Here is an 18999-nt window from a genome sequence, read left to right on the forward strand (position 1 = left end):
CCCGTGATTTATGAACTAGAGCCAGTTAAAAATACTAATAAAATTAGTATTTTATTATTTTCTGGACCCCATGGACAAGCCACGGGGTGAACACCTAGGGCGTTTTCCGATCCACACGGGTAAGCCTTAAGCGGGAATGACATAGGAGCCATATGACAAGGTCGGATAAATACAAGGTAACACTTTTTCAACCACTATAAAAGCAATGAACCCTATAAACAATTACCAGAATATTGCTAAAAGAGTAATTTCTAGTGAAGCTAGTGCTTTAAAAAAGCTATCTGAATATATCCCTGAAGATTTCAACCGAATTGTAGAGTTTTTACTATCTTTTAAAGGACGGGTAGTTTTAACTGGTATAGGTAAAAGTGGTTATATTGCAAAGAAAATAGCCGCAAGCTTTTCTTCAACTGGTATGCCAGCTTTTTATATACATCCAGCGGAAGCAAGTCACGGCGACCTTGGAATGATTACTAAAGATGATTTAGTAATTATGCTTTCTAATTCCGGTGAAACTAAGGAATTATTTAACATCATTAAATATTGCAAAGATTTTTCTGTAAAAATTGCTGCAATGACAATGAATAAAAATTCTACTTTAGCCGCAAATAGTGATTTCTTACTTATAGTGCCTGAATATTCAGAAGCTTCAATAATTGGAGCTCCTACAGTTTCATCTTTAATAATGCTATCACTTGGCGATGCATTAATGACTGTCATACATGAAGTAAAAGGTTTTACCAAAGATGATTTCAAGTCATATCATCCTGGCGGTAGTATAGGGGCTAATTTGACAGAAATTAAACATTTAATGCGTAGCGGTGACCAAATACCTTTAGTGTATGAAGACACACCTTTTGCTGAAACTATAATTGTTATGAATAAAAAACGCTTAGGTTGTACTCTAGTAATAGGTAAAACTGAGAATTTAGTAGGGATTATAACAGATGGTGATTTACGTCGTCACATTAACGATCAAATTCATTTAAAAACGGCTTCAGATATTATGACTAAAAATCCTGTATATATCTCATCTGCAATATTTGCAAAAGAAGTTTTAGATTTAATGAAAGCTAAAAATATTACTAATTTACCTATTGTTGACAATAATATCATTATAGGCATTACTCATATACATGATTTATTGCGAGCAGGAGTCAATTAGTATATGCCCTCTTCTTATAAAAGACGGAAAAAATTTTGGAAATTTACTAATTTCCTAATTATACTTGGAATTTTATATGCAGGATATATATTAGTTAAAAGTAGTTACCCTATCGAAGAAAATAATACTAATATTGTAGAAAAAGCTTCAGAAAAAAACCTTGACTTAAAATATAATATTATATTAAAAGATTCAATTTTTGAGGGGGTAGATAAAAATTTAAATAGCTATTTAGTTAAAGCTGAGCAAGCTATAAAAGATTCGGATAACAAGTATAAATTAGATATAATAAACGGCACATATAACGTAAATCAAAACCAATCAGTTACTGTTTATGCAAAAGAAGGGTTTTTAAACGAAGAGTCGCATATATTAGATTTAAAAAATGATGTAAAATTTTATTTTGAAGATATGATATTTGACACTAATAATGCAAGAATCAATTTAATAAATAAAAGCATAATTAGCAACTCTCCTGCTACATTATTTCATAAAAACTCTACTATTACTTCAGATAGTTTTAACACGCAAGACGACAATAATATTATAATTTTTAAAGGCAATGTCTACACAACTATTGATCTATCGAATTATTAAACTTGTAATATTCTTTACTATTAGTATCTCAACATATGCTGACGATAAGGAAGTTTCAAACTTACATATTACATCTGATACTTTAATCATTAACAGAGTGAAACAAAAGGCAGAATACCTTGGAAATGTCGTTGTTTATTTTGATAATGCGATACTTAGAACAGAAGAATTATATATTTTTTATAAAACTATAGATAATAAACAAACAATTGATTATATAGTTGTTCCAACTAAATTGAGTGTTGAGAAAAAAATTAATAATGAGTTATTACTTGCTGATTCAGGGAAATATTTTTTAGATAATAAACAACTCATTTTACTTGGTAATGTTGTATTAGAACGTAATAATAATATTTTAAAAACTAATAAACTTATTTATTATGTGGATATTATTAATAAAAATAGTAAGAAAATAAACTAAATGGACAGCTTACAAGTTAAAAATATATCAAAATCCTATAAAAAGAGAACCATATTAAGCGATATATCTCTTAATGTAAAACAAGGTGAAATAGTTGGGTTATTTGGTCCGAACGGGGCTGGTAAAACAACTTGTTTTAACATCATTATTGGCTTAATGAAAGCAGATTCCGGACAGTTATTGTTAAATGATATTAATATAACTAATTTGCCGATTTATTTAAGAGCAAGGCTTGGTATTGGTTACCTTCTTCAAGAACCTTCAATTTTTCGAGGCTTATCGGTTGAAGATAATATTAAAGCTATAATTGAAATATCTGAAAATGATAAAGAAATAATTGAGCAAAAAACTCATAATTTACTGGAAAAATTTTCTATAATACATTTAAAGGATCTATCGGCTGCTAGCCTATCGGGCGGTGAAAGACGCAGGCTTGAGATTGCAAGATCGCTTGCAATAGAGCCAAAATTTATCATGCTTGATGAACCACTTGCCGGTATTGATCCCCTAGCTATTTCCGATATCAAAAATCTAATTACTTACTTACGTGAATTCAATATCGGTATTCTAATTACTGATCATAACGTACGTGATACTTTAGATATAGTTGACCGAGCATATGTTATTTTTGAAGGGAAAGTGTTATTGGAAGGAAGTAGCAAAGAAATAGCAAATAGCAAGAAAGTTAAAGAGGTTTATCTGGGCGAGAGCTTTAGCCTTTAAGATATAATGACATAGAAGCCATACAACAAAGCTTGCTCAATTAACAAAATATATACTACTAATAAACGAATAGTTAGTAGACGCAGTTTTATTTGGAAAAGAGCAAGGTGTCTTGAAGCTGATAACCGCAGCGTATACTTAATACGTGAGGATTATCAGCAAAAGACTTTGTCGCCAATTTTTCAAATAAAACGAGTATACATTTATGAACATTAACAAAGACATTTTTAGGGCTTATGACATAAGAGGTAATAGCCTTACCGATCTAACAGCAGAAGTAGCTTATAAGGTTGGTTTTTGCTTTGCAAAGATGACCATAAAGGATAACAATAACAAAATCTGCGTTGGTATGGATGGGCGGCTTAGCTCCCCTACCCTTTATAAAGCTTTAGAAATGGGTTTAATTGATGCAGGAGCTGAGGTTATAAATATTGGCGTTGTCCCAAGTCCAGTTCTATATTTCGCTGATAAAAAATTTACCCCAGCTGGTAGTATTATGGTTACCGGTTCACATAACCCTCGTGATGATAACGGCTTTAAAATAATACAACATGGCAAATCTTTTTTTGGTTCTCAAATACAGGATTTATTAACAGAGATTTTAAATACTGACTTCAATGTCATTCCTGCGGAAGCAGGAATCCAGCTTAATATGAATATGGATTCCCGCTTTTGCGGGAATGACACGAAAGGCGGGAATGACATAAAATTAAAATACCTAAATCGTATTCTAGAAAAAATAACAGTAAATTTCAACCTAAAAGTAGCTTGGGACCCTGGTAACGGAGCAACCGGAAACATTATTGAAGAGCTAAAAAATCATTTAAATAATGAAAACATAATTATTAATAGTAAGATTGATGGAAACTTTCCAAGTCATCATCCTGATCCTACTAAGGCTGATAATTTACAAGAATTAATTAAACTAGTTAAAGAACAAAATTGCGATCTTGGTATAGCTTTTGATGGCGATGGCGATAGAATTGGCATTGTAAGCTCAAGCGGTAAGATGTTATTTGGTGATCAAATTTTATGTATTTTTGCTGAGGATATTTTAAAAGAAAACCCAAATGCTACTATAATACTTGATGTAAAAGCTAGCCAGCTTATAGCCGATAGAATCAAATTATATGGTGGGCAAGCTATAATATGGCGAACCGGTCATCCATTTATTAAAAGTAAAATGGCTGAATCAAAGGCTTTACTAGCTGGTGAGATGAGCGGGCATATATTCTTTGCTGATAAATATTTCGGTTTTGACGACGCAATCTATGCAGCATTAAGATTTTTGGATTTACTCACTAGATCAAGCAAAACTTTAGACGAAATAATAGATGAGCTACCAAAAAGCTATAATACACCTGAAATTAAAATTTTTGTTTCTTCTGAGTTAAAACTACAAATTATTGAAGAAATCAAAGAAAAATTACTAAAGGATAAAATAGAGTTTAATGATATTGATGGAGTACGAGTAAATACGGAAGATGGTTGGTGGTTATTGCGTAGCTCTAATACTGAATCTGCCATTATCGCAAGAGCTGAATCAAAAAGTGCTGAAAAACTAGAAGAGTTAAAAACGATGATTAATCAATTATTTAAGCAAGTACGGGCCTAATATTTAAGTGCAAAAAAAAGAAATAATCATCTTATGTGGTCCTACTGCTAGTGGAAAATCTTACTTAGGTCACACACTTGCTAAAGCGTACGGCGGGGAAATAATAAATATCGACTCAATGCAGGTTTATAAAGAAATTCTAATTATTACCGCTTCCCCTCCGGAAAGCTATAAAAGCGAAGTTCCTTATCATTTATATAACTTCTTATCTATCACTGAAGATTTTTCGGTAGTAAAATATCTAAAACTTGCTGCCGAAAAAATAAATCAGGTAACTGCTAGCGGTAAGCTTCCTATATTAATAGGTGGCACGGGATTATATATTAACTCCTTAGTTTTTGGATATAATAATATTCCTGATATATCCGATGATTTACGACAACAGGTAAGAAAGCTGCATAATGAAATAGGCAATATAGAGCTACATAATAGTCTTACAAAGCTTGATCCGCTAGCTTCATCTAAAATTAATCAATCAGACACTCAAAGGCTAATTAGAGCTTATGAAGTAGTACTGCAAACCGGTAAGTCTATTTTCTCTTTCCAAACTTTGCCAAAAGAACAAATCTTATCTGAATTTAATTTTAAAATTATCTTCTTAAACCCTGAGAGAAAATTTTTATATAAAATATGTGATGAACGTTTAGCTAATATATTTAAATATGGTGCAATAGACGAAATTGCTTTAATGAAAAAACAATTCAATCCTGATTATCTAAATTTAAAAGCTGTAGGTATAAAAGAAATTTTGGCTTATCTAGAAAACAAACTAACTTTGGGTGAAGCTTTAAACCTAGCTCAAACACGAACACGCAGATATGCTAAAAGACAAATCACTTGGTTTAAGCATCAGATAAAAGAAAAAATAACTTTAGACTATTCTAACGAAGAAGAGTTTTTACAAGTAACTCGAAAACTTTCTATTCTTATTAATTTGCCAAATAGCAATAAATAATAGACCAGTAGTAAATATTTGAAGTATTTGCAATATTATACCTAATACCGGTACAAAAGGAACAACCGGCTGCAGTAATATCGGCACTCCACTTGAAAACATTACTAATCTTGTAGCATCTTGTACTGAGACTTTATTAAATAATAATTTGAATGTGACGCATACTAATAATATTATAATACTTCTTTCTAAAAAGAATGTTACAAACCAAAATAATATAATAGCTGGCATACCAAGATAAATAAATAAATTTGGTAAATGCATTAAATTATCGGCAAAATATTTTTTTATTATTTCAGGAGTTAAAGTTATCTGACTTTGATCGAATAAACTTGAGTAATTAATTGTACGAGGAAAGCTTTTTTTAGTATTATCTATTGCAAAATTTATTGTAAGTTTATCTGCCTCAATTACAAATGGTATCTTGCTTTTTTCTCTAATTGAAACCTGATTTTTTGTATCAATAACAGCTACTTTATCATTATTTTTATTATATAAATAAATAGGTTCTTCATCTTTTACAGAAATTCGTGAATTAGCATATTGCATTTCCGGTAATTGATTGATGATATATTCAATATTATCGGTCGTTTTTGTCTGTTTTGTTCCGTTAAAGCTATCTTTCAAGGTTATTAAATAATTTAATATAAAGATACAATAAATTATTGCCGGAATGAAAGACACAATAAATAAATACCTTATTCCATAACCATGATATTTTTGATATACGTCTTTATAGAACTCTATAGAGCTAATTGATAGACGTAATTGGCGGAGTAATGTATTCAATCCTCCTAATATATATGATAACAGATACATTATTTTATTAAACTTTTATACATAAACAGCAGTAATATAGCGTATTATTATAGAAAATTGCAAATTTTTAGTGTATTAAAGTCTAATTTATATATAAGTTTATTGATAAAAAATTATTTATTTACTAATATTTATATTTCGATAAACAATATTAATTTTATATGCTACTTCCTGAAATAACTTTAACTTTAACGGCACTTTTAAGCCAATTCTTTGCCGTAATGCTGCAAGGTAAAAATAGAATTGTTGCTAATATAACTATTTTACTTACCATATTAACAATTTTCATTATTCTAAAATATTCTTACTCTGAAAGTGTATTATACCTAGATTATGTAATGTTTACTACTAATGCAAATATTGCTAATTATAAGGCTATCATATTGATATTTACTATAATACCTATGATAATTTATCGAGATTATTCGGTGCGTAGCGGTGAGCAACTAAAATTTGAATTTATAACTTTGATATTATTATCTACAGTTGGGATTTTTGTGGCAATTTCAGCACAGAATTTTTTATTACTTTTCTGTGCTATGGAGCTTACTGCTCTAACTTCTTATATACTTGCTGGTTTTAAATTGAGCGATATTAAATCATCAGAGGGAGCATTAAAATATTTTATATTAGGCAGTTTAGTTAGCTGCTTATCATTATTCGGTATTTCTTTTATATATGGATTTGGCGGAAGCTTACAATTTTCAGATATATTTTATAAGCTAAATGATAGCTCTTCGGTAAATTTAGGTTTAGTAATTGGTGTAGTGCTATTTTTAAGCAGTATTTTCTTTAAGCTTTCAAGTGCCCCATTGCATTTCTGGGCACCAGATGTATATGAGGGATCGCCTATTGCTTCTGTTACTTATTTTACAGCGGCTTCAAAAATTGGAGCTGTTGCCATTTTATTAAATATCGAAAATTTAATTATTAAAAACTATCATCCTATTAGCTATAATCTGATAAAAATAATTGCTTTATTATCTATGATATTTGGTGCTCTTGGTGCTATTCGTCAAACTTCCTTAAAAAGATTAATGGCATATAGTACCATTCTAAATATCGGTTATGTATTAATCGGCGTATTGTTGCGTACTGAAGACGGCAATAAAGCTGCTATGCTCTATATGTTGATATATGCAGCAGCAAGTATAGGGTTCTTTACTTGCCTAATTATGTTACTCGGAAAACAGACAGATAAAGCTAATTTTGAAAGCATACAAGGAATTGCAGAAAATCATAAAGCTATAGCTGCTGCAATTTGTATAATTATGTTTTCTATGATAGGTATCCCTCCACTTGCTGGCTTCCTTGGAAAATATTATCTTTTTTACCAAGCAATTACCCAAGGAGAGTTTCTGCTTGCTTATTTTGGTATATTTACTAGCGTCATTGCAGCTTTTTACTATCTTAAAATAATTAAAACGATGTATTTTGCTGAAAAACCTAATCCAACAAAAATACCTATTTCCTACGGATTATTATTAATTAATTTTGTAGTAATAGGGTTTTTACTTTTCGGATCTTTCATTATTTCGTCTTAGGTTTAAATGAATTTAGATAGATATAAGCTATTTGTTTTTGATGAATTAGATAGCACAAACCTTGAAGCCATTAGAATAGCTAAAAGTAACAAACCTGATAGAGATTATATCATACTTGCTAAATCTCAAAATAAAGGACGTGGCAGAAGCGGTAAAAACTGGCAATCTACTTCCGGCAATTTACATGCTAGTTTACTAATTAAGCCAAATAAAGAGCTTGAATTACTACCACAATTGTCTTTCGTTACAGCCCTAGCGGTTTATGATAGTGTAAGCACTCTATGTCATTCCCGCGTAGGCGGGAATCCAGTAAAAAATCAAAGCCACTCTGATAAAGATTTATATAATAACTCTTCTAATATATTTCTGGATTCCCGCCTACGCGGGAATGACATAATACATCTCAAATGGCCAAATGATGTTCTAGTAGGTGGTAAAAAAATATCCGGTATACTTCTTGAATCGGTTAAAGTAGAAGATGCTTATTATCTTATTATAGGTGTTGGTATTAATATTACTTATCACCCAATAAATATCGACCAACCTACTACTAGCTTAGTAGCTGAAGAACTCCCCATTATCACCCCTCAAGCTTTACTTGAAATATTAATAGAAAATTTTGAAAAATATTATCAAATTTGGGAGAAAGAAGGCTTTTCATTTATTAGAGAAACATGGCTAAAACATGCTTATAAGTTACATAAAAATATTAGTGTTAAATATCAAAATGACATTGTTACAGGCACTTTTCAAGGTATCGATTCCATAGGTAGAATAATATTACAACTACCTTCCAAAAAAATACTCTCTTTTTCCACTGCCGAACTTTCCTTTTAGCAAAAATATTACTAAATTTAAATTATAAATTTAATTATTGTTAATTATTTTTCCGTCATTGCGAGAAGAAACTGCAAGTTTCAACGCAGCAATCTCATAAGGCAATATAACATTTCTGAGATTGCTTCGTCGCTGTGTCCCTCGCAAGGCATTGCCTGCGTGGATTAGTTATGTCATTCCCGCGGAAGCGGGAATCCAGAAAAATAAACATAAAAACAGCAAGTTTTTAAAATTAAAAGCTCGATGTTATCTCGCTTTACCCTAGATTCCCGCCTACGCGGGAATGACATTGCGAGCATTTTCTGATCCACGTAACAATGCCTCCTCGCAATAACAATAAAAGCTTAAGCCCTTTAATTAAAAAGTAATAACATATGCCTCAAAACAATAACCCTAATCTTATTTCACAAATATTTATGAATAAGGCTAACGATAACGAACAATTTAACAAAATAAAAAAACTGAACTTTAGCACAACTCCTAACATTGATGATATTAAAGAACTAAAAGCCATGTCATATAGCATAAATCATTAAGATACTGACAATTTAATAGTATTAAAAACAGCATCATAAAATGTTTCAAAATCTTCTACAACTTTCCTAATTTCATTTTTTATCTTAAACCAGTAATGCTCTATAGGATTTAAATCAGGAGAGTAAGTTGGTAAATACAATATGGTACAACCAACGGATTCAATGAACTCTTTAACTTTAGAATTTTTATGAAAATTAATGTTATCCATAATAACGGTTTGCCCAGGTTGTAATTCTGTAATTAATACATCCCTAATATAAGTTTTAAAGACCTCTGTATTACAATTACCTTCAAATATTACAGGAGCAATAAGATTACCATTACAAAGACCAGCTATCATACTTATTCTAAATTTATGTTGATACACCTTTTCTCCATAACACCTTTGTCCTATAATGCTCCATCCATACTCTTTGCAAGCATTATCCTCTATTCCAGATTCATCAAGATATACTAATTTGTCTTTTGTGATGGTTTGTATCTTTGCTATAAATTCATTTCTTAATTTAATATCTCTTTTCGGATGAAAATGAGTTTTTTTATAGCTATAGCCAAGTTTTCTGATTTGTCTTAAAATAGTTACAGATGCAATATTACCCCATTGCTTTGCTAACTCCTTTGATGTTTTATTCATATTAGCTTTAAAAAATTCCAAAACTTACGCTATGTTTGGTTCTAAATATCGTAAAGATGGAGAACGCAGCTGTTGTTGCATATAGTCATCTAAAAGCCCTAACTTTATTTGGTAAACCGTTTTACCGATTGTATTTGCAGTCCTTTTGAGAAATGCCCAAACTAAAAATGCCCAACTAATATGATTACGTTGAATACGCTGTTTCCTGCATTGACAACGTTCTATCCCAGTAAGTTGCTTAATTTCTCTGTGCATGCTCTCAATTACCCATCGAAAGCCACACTCATCTTGTGCAGCTTTAGAAGATTTTTGAGTTTTGTTATTGGTAACAACATACTCAACTCTATTGGTAGAAACAGTAAATTTAAACAAATTAACATGCTTATTTTTAGCAAAGCCTTTTATATGAATCTCTACTCCATGCCTGATCTCTTCATCTGAAAATGTCAACTCTTTTACAGCTTTATAAGGTTTAGAATCGTGCGTTTTACTAACGTTTCTATTGGCTTTAATAGGGGCATAATAATATTTCCCCAGAGAGTCAACATGTTGCATAATTTTGTGTGTAGAATACCATGTGTCAAAAAGTACTGTTTGAAAAGGAATCTTCTTGCTATAAACAGCATTATTTAACATGTTTAATAGGTGTTCTAGTTTTGTTGCTCCATCATGATCAGGTGCAAAAATTCGATAATCTATTACCCAAAACTTATTAATATCAGGGTTATAATATACCAGACTCACTACTCCTATACCTTTAGTAACTCTACCTGTAGCTCCACTGTACTGCGATCTTGCAATTTCTATTTGCTTCATATTCCTTTTATTTAAAACCGTATCATCAAATATTGTATATCCATTAGATGAAAAAAATAACATCATTCTTGATGTGTTCCCATAACAAAGAAGGTGTATATTTTTCATTCCTTAAAAATCTATTAATAACATCATGACTACATTTCTTTGCATGTTCAGCGTAGTAGGTTAAACTATAATTCTTTTGGCTAACTATTAAAAATTGACAATAATCTGTCCTATTAATTGGTATTGCTTGCAACTTTATCCTCTTTGACATGTTTAATTATTTTTACAATAATTTATCACTTTTTTACTCATAGCGTAAGTTTTGAAGAGTCAAAAGATTATTTTAGTGCTGAATAACTCCAAGAGAGCTAAAACAGTTACCACTGGGTTTTTCAAAAAGATCAAAACGCTGCCAAGTAGTGTTAGAAAGACTATTACTATGGATAATGGCAAAGAGTTTGTAGGGCATCTTGCTTATAGACTATCTGGGTTTCAAACTTTCTTTTGTGATCCATACCACCCTAGACAAAAAGCACTAGTGGAGAAAATGAATTCTATGATTCATAGAATTTTACCTAAAAATACAGATATTACAACCGTTACACAAAGAGGTCTTGACAATATTGCTGAGATTTTAAATAACATGCCAAGAAAGATTTTTGGTTATAAAACCCCTAATGAAATTTGGGCAGAAAATTTATAGGTTTTGTTCTACTTAGTCCTTGAATTTTCAGGTCGCCGGATGCTATAGCCGGAAAGTTAAAACTAGACAAAAATACAGCTTTGTGTATCAGTATAGAAAGTATATATAGATTTGTTTACACTTCTGCAGTAGCAGCTAAATTAAAGTTATATAGCTATTTACCTTCTAAAAGATATAAAAGGCAAGAAAGAGGGAAGAGGCGTCAAAGGATCATTATACCACAAAGGATCTCAATACATCAGCGTGATGCAATAGCTACGAAAAAGGTAGAAGTAGGGCATTTTGAGGCAGATCTTACATTTCATAAAGGTAATCAAAGTATGAATATTGGTGCACTGGTGGATAAAAAGAGTCAAAAGATTATTTTAGTGCTGAATAACTCCAAGAGAGCTACAACAGTTACCAATGGTTTTTTAAGAAAGATAAAAACTCTTCCAAATAGTGTGAGAAAGACTATTACTATGGATAATGGCAAAGAGTTTGTGGGGCATGTTGCCTATAGACTATCTGGGTTTCAAACTTTCTTTTGTGATCCATACCGCCCTAGACAAAAAGCATTAATGGAAAAAATGAATTCTATGATTCATAGAATTTTACCTAAAAATACAGATATTACTACCGTTACACAAAGAGGTCTTGACAATGTTGCTGAGATTTTAAATAACATGCCAAGAAAGATTTTTGGTTATAAAACCCCCAATGAAATTTGGGCAGAAAATTTATAGGTTTTGTTCTACTTAGTCCTTGAATTTTCATAGAAACTTATTTTAAAGCCATAATATATTTTCAAGGAGCTATGCTTTTAGGAAGTAAAGATGCTTGTGCATTTGAATGCATTTTATAACAGAAATCATTTAGGAATCGACAATCAATATGCAAGTAATTTAACAAAAATGCTGAGTACTATAACAAAATATACGGATCATATAAATAGGACAAATTCCATATATTTAAAGAATTTTGGAATAACCAGTGATTCTGATCTTAAAGAGCTAGCTTTTATAGAAACAGGAATAATTAATATTGCATCCAAAAGCTGGGATAAAATCCCTGTTCCTGAGTACTTAATTCTTGCTAATATACAACCATTATAAGAGATTTTAATAATCCTTTACCTCCTGAAGGTCACTTAATTACTAATATAAGCGTTTTTGATGGTAGGGAGGAAGTATTTAAAAAAATAGAACGGAAGAAGAAGAAAAAGAGCAAAAGCTATTAAGTTCATTCACTATATTAAATCTCTTTTGGGTATATTCCCCGCCGCTTGCGGCGTAATATGGCGGAATGAGCAAATATATACATAAAAGTCATAATGTTACGGTACTGCTGTATCACATGGTATTTCCAGCAAAATATTGCCGAGCAGTGTTTGACGTATCAGTTGATCAAGTATTACGAGAAATATGTTTAGAGATAGAAAAGAGATATCAAATAAAATTTTTAGAAATAGGGGTTGATGAAGATCATGTCCATTTTTTGGTACAATCTGTACCAACCTATAGCGTAACAAAAATAGTAACAACAATTAAAAGTGTTACAGCTCGTCAAATATTTAGACAGTGTCCACAGGTAAAGAAACAATTATGGGGTGGAGAATTTTGGACTGATGGATATTTTACGAGTACGGTAGGTAAGCATGGAAATGAGAATATGATAGGAAAATACGTAAAAAACCAAGGCAAGGAATATCAGAAACTGCATGAGGATCATCAGCTAGCTTTCTTCTAAAATACCCCGCTGCTTGCGGCGGGGATTACTTTTATTAACGATACTGCTTCTGGGGTAGTGAAAAAACAAATATTTAATGACAAATCAACAAAATTAATGGGAGAAAATCTAGACTTACTAGATGGTGCAGTACTTTGCACTATATCTTAAAAAAGGAATGAAAACGATGAAAGAAAAATTACCTCATCTTTACGAAATAATAAAAAAGGCATTAAGCGATTATGATGAATATATTGAAATACCTCTTAGAACATCAAAGGATTTAGAAATAACACAACATAATGAAGCAGTTCTAATTGAGAAGATTAAAAGAAATATTCGTTTATGGCGAAGCAAAAGCAGCTTGGTATAGCTTAATGCGATAAGGTAGTGATTTTTTAAGAGCATAGTAAACAGCATCAAAAAAGTGCTCAAAATTAGAAATAGTTTTTCTTATTTCATTCTTGATTTTAAACCAGTAATGCTCAATAGGATTTAAGTCAGGAGAGTAAGTTGGTAAAAATAAAATACTGCAACCAACAGATTCAATTAACGTTTTCACTTTTGTACTTTTATGAAAATTAATATTATCCATTACTACTATCTGACCAGCCTTTAATTCCTTGATCAATATCTCTTGTACATAAGTTTCAAAAATGTCCTTATTACATGTCCCATCAAATATTATTGGGGCAATAATATCTTTGACACACAGCCCAGCAATCATACTAATCCGTGATTTATGTTGATAGACCTTTTCACCATAACATCTTTGACCGATAATGCTCCACCCGTGTTCTCTACAGCTATTATCTTCTATCCCAGACTCATCGATAAATACTAAATCTTGTTTATCTATAGTTTTTAGTTTCAATATAAACTCATTCCTTAGACCAATATCCCTTTTGGGATGAAGAAAAGTTTTTTTTATAACTATAACCTAATTTATTAAGCAATCTTGATATCGTACTTGCAGATACTTTTTGACTCCAGTTATTAGCTAGCTCCATGGTGGTTTTATCAAAATTTAATTCTATAAATTTTTTAAATCCCTCTATGTCTCTTATTATTCTACGATGTCCTGTATGATAACCACTTTTTGCTTTGACATCCCCAGTTTGTTTCTTTAATTTTTTCCACTCTATTATAGTCTTCCTACTAATAGAGTATATCTCTGAAGTCTCTTTTATTATTTTACCATCTGTTAAACTTTTTATTACTCGTATTCTTAAATCGTATGAATATGCCTTTGCCATAAGTTTTTCATTTAGTATAATCCAACTCATACTATAAGTCACTACCTTATCGCATTAAGCTATATCTCGCTCAATTCTATTATAATGGTTGGTTATTTGAAAAAGATTGTACGATAGGCAATTTTATTATTGCAATAGGAATAAAGCTTGGTTCCATAAGATGTGCAAATAATGGATTTAAAGGTGACATATCAAAAGATTTAAAAAATTTAGCCAAAGATTGTGCTAAAACTATTAAAAATACCAAAAATCAATATCAATTAGATATAAATAGTATTATTACTGACGAAATAAAGAAAAATGCCGAATCTAATTTTAAAAGAAATTTAGAAAATACTGAATTAAAAAATATATTTGAACCAAAATTTTTTCCTACTTCTTTAGACATATTACAAGAAGCACTACAATATTATTCTGAAAATATAAAATTACCTCTTACTCAATCAAAAGATAGCACATTAACAATAACACAAGATAATAAATATATTATTTCCAAAATATACGTAAAATTAAAAGAAGCTTTAGTTTGTGGTCAAGAAAATGCCGCTTGGTACTTAGCTCAATTTTATTATAACGGCTGGTTGGTCGGAAAAAATATTATTTATGGAGATTTTATACTTGCGATAGGAAAGCATTTTGAATCTAAAAAATGCTCTAATAGCGATTATAAAGGTGAAGATATTTTAGCAGATTGCCTCCAAAAATTAGTTACAGTTTGTGCTAATTCTATTTCTAATAATAGATATGTATACCGAACAGGTATTAATGATACAATGAAACTAAATGCAGAAAAAGCTATTAATATACATTTAAACAATACTGATTTAAAAGACATATTTAATAGTTCAGAATCAACTACAAAACTTACGCTATGTTTGATATAATGCCCATGAATTAAGGGATATTATGAAGTGCTTCACTATAAAACATTGCTGTGTAATAAGAGTTTTTAGCATATTTGCTATAACATAGCGTAAGTTTTGACTATTATTCCTACAATTTTAGCTCCTTTACCTAGTACCACGCACCAACCATCTAATACAGTAAGGCGAGCTACTCAAAGCGATATAAAAGATTTCAAAAATAAAAAAACTACTAATATAAAAAAAACAAAAAGTACAATAGATTATAATATTAACTTTGAAAAAGATGAAGAAACAAATTCAGTATTAACAAGCAACAAACTTACTAATATATTAAAAACACAAAGCGAAGTAAATTATAACTCTACTACTACTAAAAAGGTTGAAGAAAAAACTTTAGTATCAAGAGGCAATAATTATTATCATGAACAACTTGTTAATACACAAGAACTACGAAACACAATAAATATCGAAAATGATGATGATGAAACTTCAATATTAGGTCATAAACAAGGATGTACTTGTTTAATAATATAATAATTTTTATTAAGGTATATTTTGAAAATCGTAGAAATAAATAATAAAGAAATTTTCTATTTAATGCCTGAAAATCAGTTACTTAAAAAAGCTCTACGGCAAGTTGAGATATTATCTATTTTTGAGACAATTTGGGATTCTTATGCTGAAAAAGCGATAAATTTATTATTTGAGTCGGCTGTTGAAAATCTAACCTGTGCTATGCTGCTTGGCGAAGAAAAAGCTATTTTGCCACTTGCACAACTTTATTCTAAAGGTACTATTTATGGTATTTTGCCGGATTTGGTCTTCAGTGATTACATTATTTTGCTGGGTCGAAAACTTGAATATGAAATATGTAATGATATACCTTTGCAACTTATCACTAATACTAAATATTTTGATAAACAGTTAGAAGATCTAGCTATTATTATTACTTCTAATACCTTATTTTATTATTCTAATTTTAGATGTATAGGGGAAGATATTAAAAAAAATCATTAGGAATTGTAATAAGCAGTTTAAAGAAGAATGGAATTTTTGTAAATTTGAATATCCTGATTTAACGTTATCATCTTTTGAGATATTGGAGGAAGAACAGGATTTAGTAACTGTAACAGGTAAAAACACTGTAAGTGATAATAACTGTTTAATGTCTTGATTAAGTTCTCTTGCTGTTGCATGGCTTGATTTTTCTGTCATTGTGAGAAAGTTATGTAATAACCAACGAAGCAATCTTAAGAATTTTACTTCATAAGATTGCCACGCCACTTTCAGTGGCTCGCAATGACATCCATTTAATACAAAAACAACTTCTTTTGACTTTTTGACTCTTCGTTTACATTATTATTATTTTGCGGATAACCATGATCTAATGTTTTCAAATAATCCCCTATTGCTTTAGACAATTCTTCCATTTTGTAACGGAAGAAATGATCAGCACTGCTAATAATTTTACATCCAACCTTAATATGAGCTTGTTGTTTAGATAAATTACTTGCTAAATCTTTTACCGCTTCAGCTGAAACTATACTATCACTATCACCTTGTAATACAAATCCTGGAATAGGACAAGGCGAGAGGAATGAAAAATCATATTTATTTACTGGAGGTGAAATAGCAATAAAATTATTTATTTCAGGGCGTCTCATAACCAGCTGCATAGCTATCCATGCCCCGAATGAAAACCCTAATACTAAATTAGACTGAGCATTTGGATTATTTTGCTGTAACCAATCAAGAGCTGTTCCGGCATCTATAACCTCACCAACCCCATTATTAAAGTTACCCTCTGAATGCCCTACTCCTCTAAAGTTAATACGTAAAACTGTATAGCCATGCTCAGATAAAACTTTATAGGCGTTATACACTACTGTATTATTCATATCACCGCCATGCAAAGGATGAGGATGAAGAACCAATGCAACAGGAGCATTATATGCTTCTGCTTTTACATATATTCCTTCGATTCGCCCTTCAGGACCGTTAAAATAAATTCGCGACATAATTATTTGTAATATTTAATTTGTTTTTGTTAATAAATTTTGCGTCATTGCGAGGAAAAACTACAATTTTTGACGAAGCAATCCAGTAAAAAAATACTAAAATTATTAGTATTTTAAGCTGGATCTAGTTTCCAAGCCACGGGATGACAACATTCTTTTATTCACATAAGCAATGCCTCCTCGCAATGACGACTCATCAAGAGAACACTGCCCTCTCGACTGCCTCAGCATTATGCTGCACTAAATCTTTCGCTATTTCTTTAGTAATCATCTTTTTTAGACCATTTTTAAGCTCATGACGAACGCAACCGAGCATTTGCGGTTCAGCAACTATAATTAGTTCTTTATATTTAGCCTGATCTTGACATACTGCTTTTTCTAAATGTTTTATAACGCTTTTTGCTGCTTCTTTATGTTCTATATCTTTTAAAGAAGTATGAGGCTCAAACAATGAAGCAGGCGTAGATTTATTTTGGTATAAACTCTGTCTTTTTTCTCTATGGTGGTGATGCTCTTCCAAATCTAAAGGTAACTTTAAAGGCTTATTATTAGTAATTTTAACTCCTTGAGCATCGTAAAGCATCATTTGCTTACTATCGATAACTGCAATTAATTTTAATGCTGTTGTATTATTCATAATACCTCCATAAGAATTGTTGGTAATTGTATGATAATACTAATTATTTCTTAATCCAAGACTAATTTAATACAAATAGCAAATTACTAATGTAATTTTCTATTGAGTAAGTATTAATTTAATAATTTTTGCTTTTCGCTATTAATTATCTCTTCAATCTTATCGTTAAGAATACGTACTTCGGTCTGTTCTACTTCTTCCCTTTCTATTACTCCAATAATTTTTACCTTTATAGTTCCTGGCTGTTTAAACCAAAAGCCTCTAGGCCAAAATAAGCCGGCATTATGTGCCATCATTACTATCGGCACTTTAGTAATAGAAGCAAGCTTTACAGCACTTGGCTTAAATTTTACTGTTCTATCAGGCGGAACTTTTGTTGATTCAGGAAATATTATTAACCATAAACCTTCCTTGATTTTTTCTTCACCTTCTCTTAAAATTTGGGCAACTGAACTATTAGTGCCACGATTTACTGCAATCGGTTTAACCATACGAAGTCCCCAACCAAGTAGCGGTATATTAAATAACTCACGTTTTAATACCCATGAATGTTTAGGGATAATAAGTTGCATAAACATCTGATCCCAAAAGGATTGATGGTTAGAAACAACTATTGAAATGGTTTTAGGCAATTTCTCAAGCCCCTCTACCTCATATTTCAAACCACAACAAATTTTTGCAAGCCACACAAAAGCATAAGAAAAGATAACAGCGATCCTATATCTTATTTGATAGTTGACATTGAAAAACGTTACGGGTATGTAACATATAAGAAAAAATATAAAAGTAAATAACGATAATAATCCGTAAAATGATAAAATTCTTAAACGCCAAAGCATATAGTAAAAATTAAATATTAATTTGGTATACCTTTAATACTTCAAGATTTGGTAAATACTCAGATAGAACTTCAAAAATTGGTGACAATGTTCTATAAGTACGCAGGTAGCCACGTATTAAGTAACTGCTGCCGCTCCTCGTCTTATGAACCGATTACTCTTTATGAAGTTGATCTTCGTATAAGCCAAATTTCGGGATTCGTCTTTGCTCACGTAGTTTATCTACGTTCCGCAGACTCACCGCTTATTTGACTTACCAACTTTTGAAGTATTTGCGGTATATATAACATATATTTGTTAATGAATACAATAATAAAGGTAT

The 18999-nt window shown here is 30.8% G+C and carries 24 protein-coding genes and 2 pseudogenes; 16 read left to right on the forward strand and 10 right to left on the reverse strand.

Translation table 11 applies throughout. The annotated features are described in order from the left end of the window. Positions 1 to 205: 205 nt before the first annotated feature. The 6 genes and pseudogenes from AAGD55_RS06975 (at position 206) to miaA (ending at position 5476) form a co-directional block, all read left to right on the forward strand. On the forward strand, positions 206 to 1165 hold the full coding sequence (locus AAGD55_RS06975; RefSeq protein ID WP_341790938.1) for a KpsF/GutQ family sugar-phosphate isomerase: 960 nt from the start codon (positions 206 to 208) through the stop codon (positions 1163 to 1165). A 3-nt stretch (positions 1166 to 1168) separates the two neighbouring features. Beyond that, the gene (gene lptC / locus AAGD55_RS06980) at positions 1169 to 1762 is read left to right on the forward strand and encodes an LPS export ABC transporter periplasmic protein LptC (RefSeq protein ID WP_341790939.1); all 594 of its coding nucleotides are present in this window, start codon (positions 1169 to 1171) and stop codon (positions 1760 to 1762) included. Continuing rightward, positions 1728 to 2183 carry an LptA/OstA family protein gene (locus AAGD55_RS06985; RefSeq protein WP_341790940.1) on the forward strand — a complete coding sequence of 152 codons (456 nt, stop codon included), beginning with the start codon at positions 1728 to 1730 and terminating at the stop codon, positions 2181 to 2183. Before lptC ends, AAGD55_RS06985 begins: the two co-directional genes overlap by 35 nt. Then, a complete protein-coding gene (lptB, locus tag AAGD55_RS06990) occupies positions 2184 to 2906 on the forward strand; it encodes an LPS export ABC transporter ATP-binding protein (RefSeq protein WP_341788141.1) in 723 nt (240 codons plus the stop codon). Between the two features lie 205 nt (positions 2907 to 3111). Continuing rightward, positions 3112 to 4528 (forward strand): annotated as a pseudogene (locus AAGD55_RS06995) (phosphomannomutase/phosphoglucomutase). Then, positions 4529 to 5476 carry a tRNA (adenosine(37)-N6)-dimethylallyltransferase MiaA gene (miaA, locus tag AAGD55_RS07000; RefSeq protein ID WP_341790941.1) on the forward strand — a complete coding sequence of 316 codons (948 nt, stop codon included), beginning with the start codon at positions 4529 to 4531 and terminating at the stop codon, positions 5474 to 5476. On the opposite strand, the gene AAGD55_RS07005 is transcribed toward miaA, so the two are convergent. Next, on the reverse strand, positions 5420 to 6295 hold the full coding sequence (locus AAGD55_RS07005; protein WP_341790942.1) for a DUF1189 family protein: 876 nt from the start codon (positions 6293 to 6295) through the stop codon (positions 5420 to 5422). The two genes, miaA and AAGD55_RS07005, sit on opposite strands and share 57 nt — an antisense overlap. A gap of 161 nt (positions 6296 to 6456) precedes the next feature. Between AAGD55_RS07005 and nuoN the strand changes: the two genes are divergently transcribed. Both nuoN and AAGD55_RS07015 read left to right on the forward strand, forming a co-directional pair. Continuing rightward, positions 6457 to 7839 carry an NADH-quinone oxidoreductase subunit NuoN gene (gene nuoN / locus AAGD55_RS07010; protein WP_341790943.1) on the forward strand — a complete coding sequence of 461 codons (1383 nt, stop codon included), beginning with the start codon at positions 6457 to 6459 and terminating at the stop codon, positions 7837 to 7839. Between the two features lie 6 nt (positions 7840 to 7845). Continuing rightward, entirely contained in the window at positions 7846 to 8676 is an 831-nt protein-coding gene (locus AAGD55_RS07015) for a biotin--[acetyl-CoA-carboxylase] ligase (protein WP_341790944.1), read from the forward strand. Positions 8677 to 9208: 532 nt separating this feature from the next. On the opposite strand, the pseudogene AAGD55_RS07020 reads toward AAGD55_RS07015, so the two are convergent. The 3 genes and pseudogenes from AAGD55_RS07020 to AAGD55_RS07030 form a co-directional block, all read right to left on the reverse strand. Beyond that, positions 9209 to 9844, reverse strand: a pseudogene (locus tag AAGD55_RS07020) (IS630 family transposase); the annotation flags it as partial. Between the two features lie 27 nt (positions 9845 to 9871). Continuing rightward, a complete protein-coding gene (locus AAGD55_RS07025; RefSeq protein ID WP_341790945.1) occupies positions 9872 to 10726 on the reverse strand; it encodes a transposase in 855 nt (284 codons plus the stop codon). Further along, positions 10707 to 10922 (reverse strand): hypothetical protein, encoded by a 216-nt coding sequence (locus tag AAGD55_RS07030; protein ID WP_341790946.1) that lies wholly within the window; start codon positions 10920 to 10922, stop codon positions 10707 to 10709. Before AAGD55_RS07030 ends, AAGD55_RS07025 begins: the two co-directional genes overlap by 20 nt. Before the next feature lie 51 nt (positions 10923 to 10973). On the opposite strand from AAGD55_RS07030, the gene AAGD55_RS07035 reads away from it, so the two are divergent. From AAGD55_RS07035 to tnpA, 4 genes are all read left to right on the forward strand, one after another. Then, positions 10974 to 11354, forward strand: coding sequence for an IS30 family transposase (locus tag AAGD55_RS07035; protein WP_341790947.1), 381 nt, complete (start codon positions 10974 to 10976; stop codon positions 11352 to 11354). A gap of 80 nt (positions 11355 to 11434) precedes the next feature. Then, positions 11435 to 12079 (forward strand): IS30 family transposase, encoded by a 645-nt coding sequence (locus AAGD55_RS07040; RefSeq protein WP_341790948.1) that lies wholly within the window; start codon positions 11435 to 11437, stop codon positions 12077 to 12079. A gap of 90 nt (positions 12080 to 12169) precedes the next feature. Beyond that, on the forward strand, positions 12170 to 12448 hold the full coding sequence (locus tag AAGD55_RS07045) for a hypothetical protein (protein WP_341790949.1): 279 nt from the start codon (positions 12170 to 12172) through the stop codon (positions 12446 to 12448). A 190-nt stretch (positions 12449 to 12638) separates the two neighbouring features. Continuing rightward, complete coding sequence (gene tnpA / locus AAGD55_RS07050; protein ID WP_341790950.1) at positions 12639 to 13082, forward strand: IS200/IS605 family transposase; 444 nt, start codon at positions 12639 to 12641, stop codon at positions 13080 to 13082. Here the strand turns inward: tnpA and AAGD55_RS07055 are convergent. Continuing rightward, positions 13079 to 13222 (reverse strand): hypothetical protein, encoded by a 144-nt coding sequence (locus AAGD55_RS07055; RefSeq protein ID WP_341790951.1) that lies wholly within the window; start codon positions 13220 to 13222, stop codon positions 13079 to 13081. The genes tnpA and AAGD55_RS07055 overlap by 4 nt on opposite strands. Positions 13223 to 13248: 26 nt before the next feature. Here AAGD55_RS07055 and AAGD55_RS07060 point away from each other — a divergent pair, with 26 nt between their 5' ends. After that, positions 13249 to 13434 (forward strand): hypothetical protein, encoded by a 186-nt coding sequence (locus AAGD55_RS07060; protein WP_341790952.1) that lies wholly within the window; start codon positions 13249 to 13251, stop codon positions 13432 to 13434. Here AAGD55_RS07060 and AAGD55_RS07065 read toward each other — a convergent pair. Continuing rightward, positions 13405 to 14317, reverse strand: a protein-coding gene (locus AAGD55_RS07065; RefSeq protein ID WP_341792545.1) for an IS630 family transposase whose coding sequence is annotated in 2 segments (ribosomal slippage) — positions 13405 to 13989 and positions 13991 to 14317 — 912 coding nt in all. Because the reading frame shifts where the segments join, the coding sequence is not laid out codon by codon here. The genes AAGD55_RS07060 and AAGD55_RS07065 overlap by 30 nt on opposite strands. 79 nt (positions 14318 to 14396) lie before the next feature. Beyond that, on the reverse strand, positions 14397 to 14564 hold the full coding sequence (locus tag AAGD55_RS07070) for a hypothetical protein (RefSeq protein ID WP_341790953.1): 168 nt from the start codon (positions 14562 to 14564) through the stop codon (positions 14397 to 14399). A 334-nt stretch (positions 14565 to 14898) separates the two neighbouring features. On the opposite strand from AAGD55_RS07070, the gene AAGD55_RS07075 reads away from it, so the two are divergent. The 3 genes from AAGD55_RS07075 to AAGD55_RS07085 all read left to right on the forward strand — a co-directional run bounded on the left by AAGD55_RS07075 (position 14899) and on the right by AAGD55_RS07085 (position 16200). Beyond that, positions 14899 to 15201, forward strand: coding sequence for a hypothetical protein (locus tag AAGD55_RS07075; protein WP_341790954.1), 303 nt, complete (start codon positions 14899 to 14901; stop codon positions 15199 to 15201). Positions 15202 to 15297: 96 nt separating this feature from the next. After that, positions 15298 to 15717, forward strand: coding sequence for a hypothetical protein (locus AAGD55_RS07080; RefSeq protein ID WP_341790955.1), 420 nt, complete (start codon positions 15298 to 15300; stop codon positions 15715 to 15717). Between the two features lie 21 nt (positions 15718 to 15738). After that, on the forward strand, positions 15739 to 16200 hold the full coding sequence (locus tag AAGD55_RS07085; RefSeq protein ID WP_341790956.1) for a hypothetical protein: 462 nt from the start codon (positions 15739 to 15741) through the stop codon (positions 16198 to 16200). A gap of 293 nt (positions 16201 to 16493) precedes the next feature. Here the strand turns inward: AAGD55_RS07085 and AAGD55_RS07090 are convergent, their stop codons facing one another. The 3 genes from AAGD55_RS07090 to AAGD55_RS07100 form a co-directional block, all read right to left on the reverse strand. After that, positions 16494 to 17201, reverse strand: a complete 708-nt coding sequence (locus AAGD55_RS07090) for an alpha/beta hydrolase (protein ID WP_341790957.1) — start codon at positions 17199 to 17201, stop codon at positions 16494 to 16496. Positions 17202 to 17397: 196 nt separating this feature from the next. Further along, positions 17398 to 17838 carry a host attachment protein gene (locus AAGD55_RS07095; protein ID WP_341790958.1) on the reverse strand — a complete coding sequence of 147 codons (441 nt, stop codon included), beginning with the start codon at positions 17836 to 17838 and terminating at the stop codon, positions 17398 to 17400. A 113-nt stretch (positions 17839 to 17951) separates the two neighbouring features. Then, positions 17952 to 18677, reverse strand: a complete 726-nt coding sequence (locus tag AAGD55_RS07100) for a lysophospholipid acyltransferase family protein (RefSeq protein ID WP_341790959.1) — start codon at positions 18675 to 18677, stop codon at positions 17952 to 17954. Between the last annotated feature and the right edge of the window lie 322 nt (positions 18678 to 18999).

This window comes from Rickettsia endosymbiont of Gonocerus acuteangulatus (genome assembly GCF_964026435.1).
Lineage (GTDB): Bacteria > Pseudomonadota > Alphaproteobacteria > Rickettsiales > Rickettsiaceae > Rickettsia.

Coding starts and splice junctions, on each gene's coding strand:
- AAGD55_RS07015 (WP_341790944.1), top strand. CDS start 7,846: ATGAATTTAGATAGATATAAGCTATTTGTTTTTGATGAATTAGATAGC.
- nuoN (WP_341790943.1), top strand. CDS start 6,457: ATGCTACTTCCTGAAATAACTTTAACTTTAACGGCACTTTTAAGCCAA.
- AAGD55_RS07005 (WP_341790942.1), bottom strand. CDS start 6,295: ATGTATCTGTTATCATATATATTAGGAGGATTGAATACATTACTCCGC.
- lptB (WP_341788141.1), top strand. CDS start 2,184: ATGGACAGCTTACAAGTTAAAAATATATCAAAATCCTATAAAAAGAGA.
- AAGD55_RS07060 (WP_341790952.1), top strand. CDS start 13,249: ATGAAAGAAAAATTACCTCATCTTTACGAAATAATAAAAAAGGCATTA.
- lptC (WP_341790939.1), top strand. CDS start 1,169: ATGCCCTCTTCTTATAAAAGACGGAAAAAATTTTGGAAATTTACTAAT.
- tnpA (WP_341790950.1), top strand. CDS start 12,639: ATGAGCAAATATATACATAAAAGTCATAATGTTACGGTACTGCTGTAT.
- AAGD55_RS06985 (WP_341790940.1), top strand. CDS start 1,728: ATGTCTACACAACTATTGATCTATCGAATTATTAAACTTGTAATATTC.
- AAGD55_RS07090 (WP_341790957.1), bottom strand. CDS start 17,201: ATGTCGCGAATTTATTTTAACGGTCCTGAAGGGCGAATCGAAGGAATA.
- AAGD55_RS07030 (WP_341790946.1), bottom strand. CDS start 10,922: ATGTCAAAGAGGATAAAGTTGCAAGCAATACCAATTAATAGGACAGAT.
- AAGD55_RS07095 (WP_341790958.1), bottom strand. CDS start 17,838: ATGAATAATACAACAGCATTAAAATTAATTGCAGTTATCGATAGTAAG.
- AAGD55_RS07100 (WP_341790959.1), bottom strand. CDS start 18,677: ATGCTTTGGCGTTTAAGAATTTTATCATTTTACGGATTATTATCGTTA.
- AAGD55_RS07045 (WP_341790949.1), top strand. CDS start 12,170: ATGCTTGTGCATTTGAATGCATTTTATAACAGAAATCATTTAGGAATC.
- AAGD55_RS06975 (WP_341790938.1), top strand. CDS start 206: ATGAACCCTATAAACAATTACCAGAATATTGCTAAAAGAGTAATTTCT.
- AAGD55_RS07025 (WP_341790945.1), bottom strand. CDS start 10,726: ATGTTATTTTTTTCATCTAATGGATATACAATATTTGATGATACGGTT.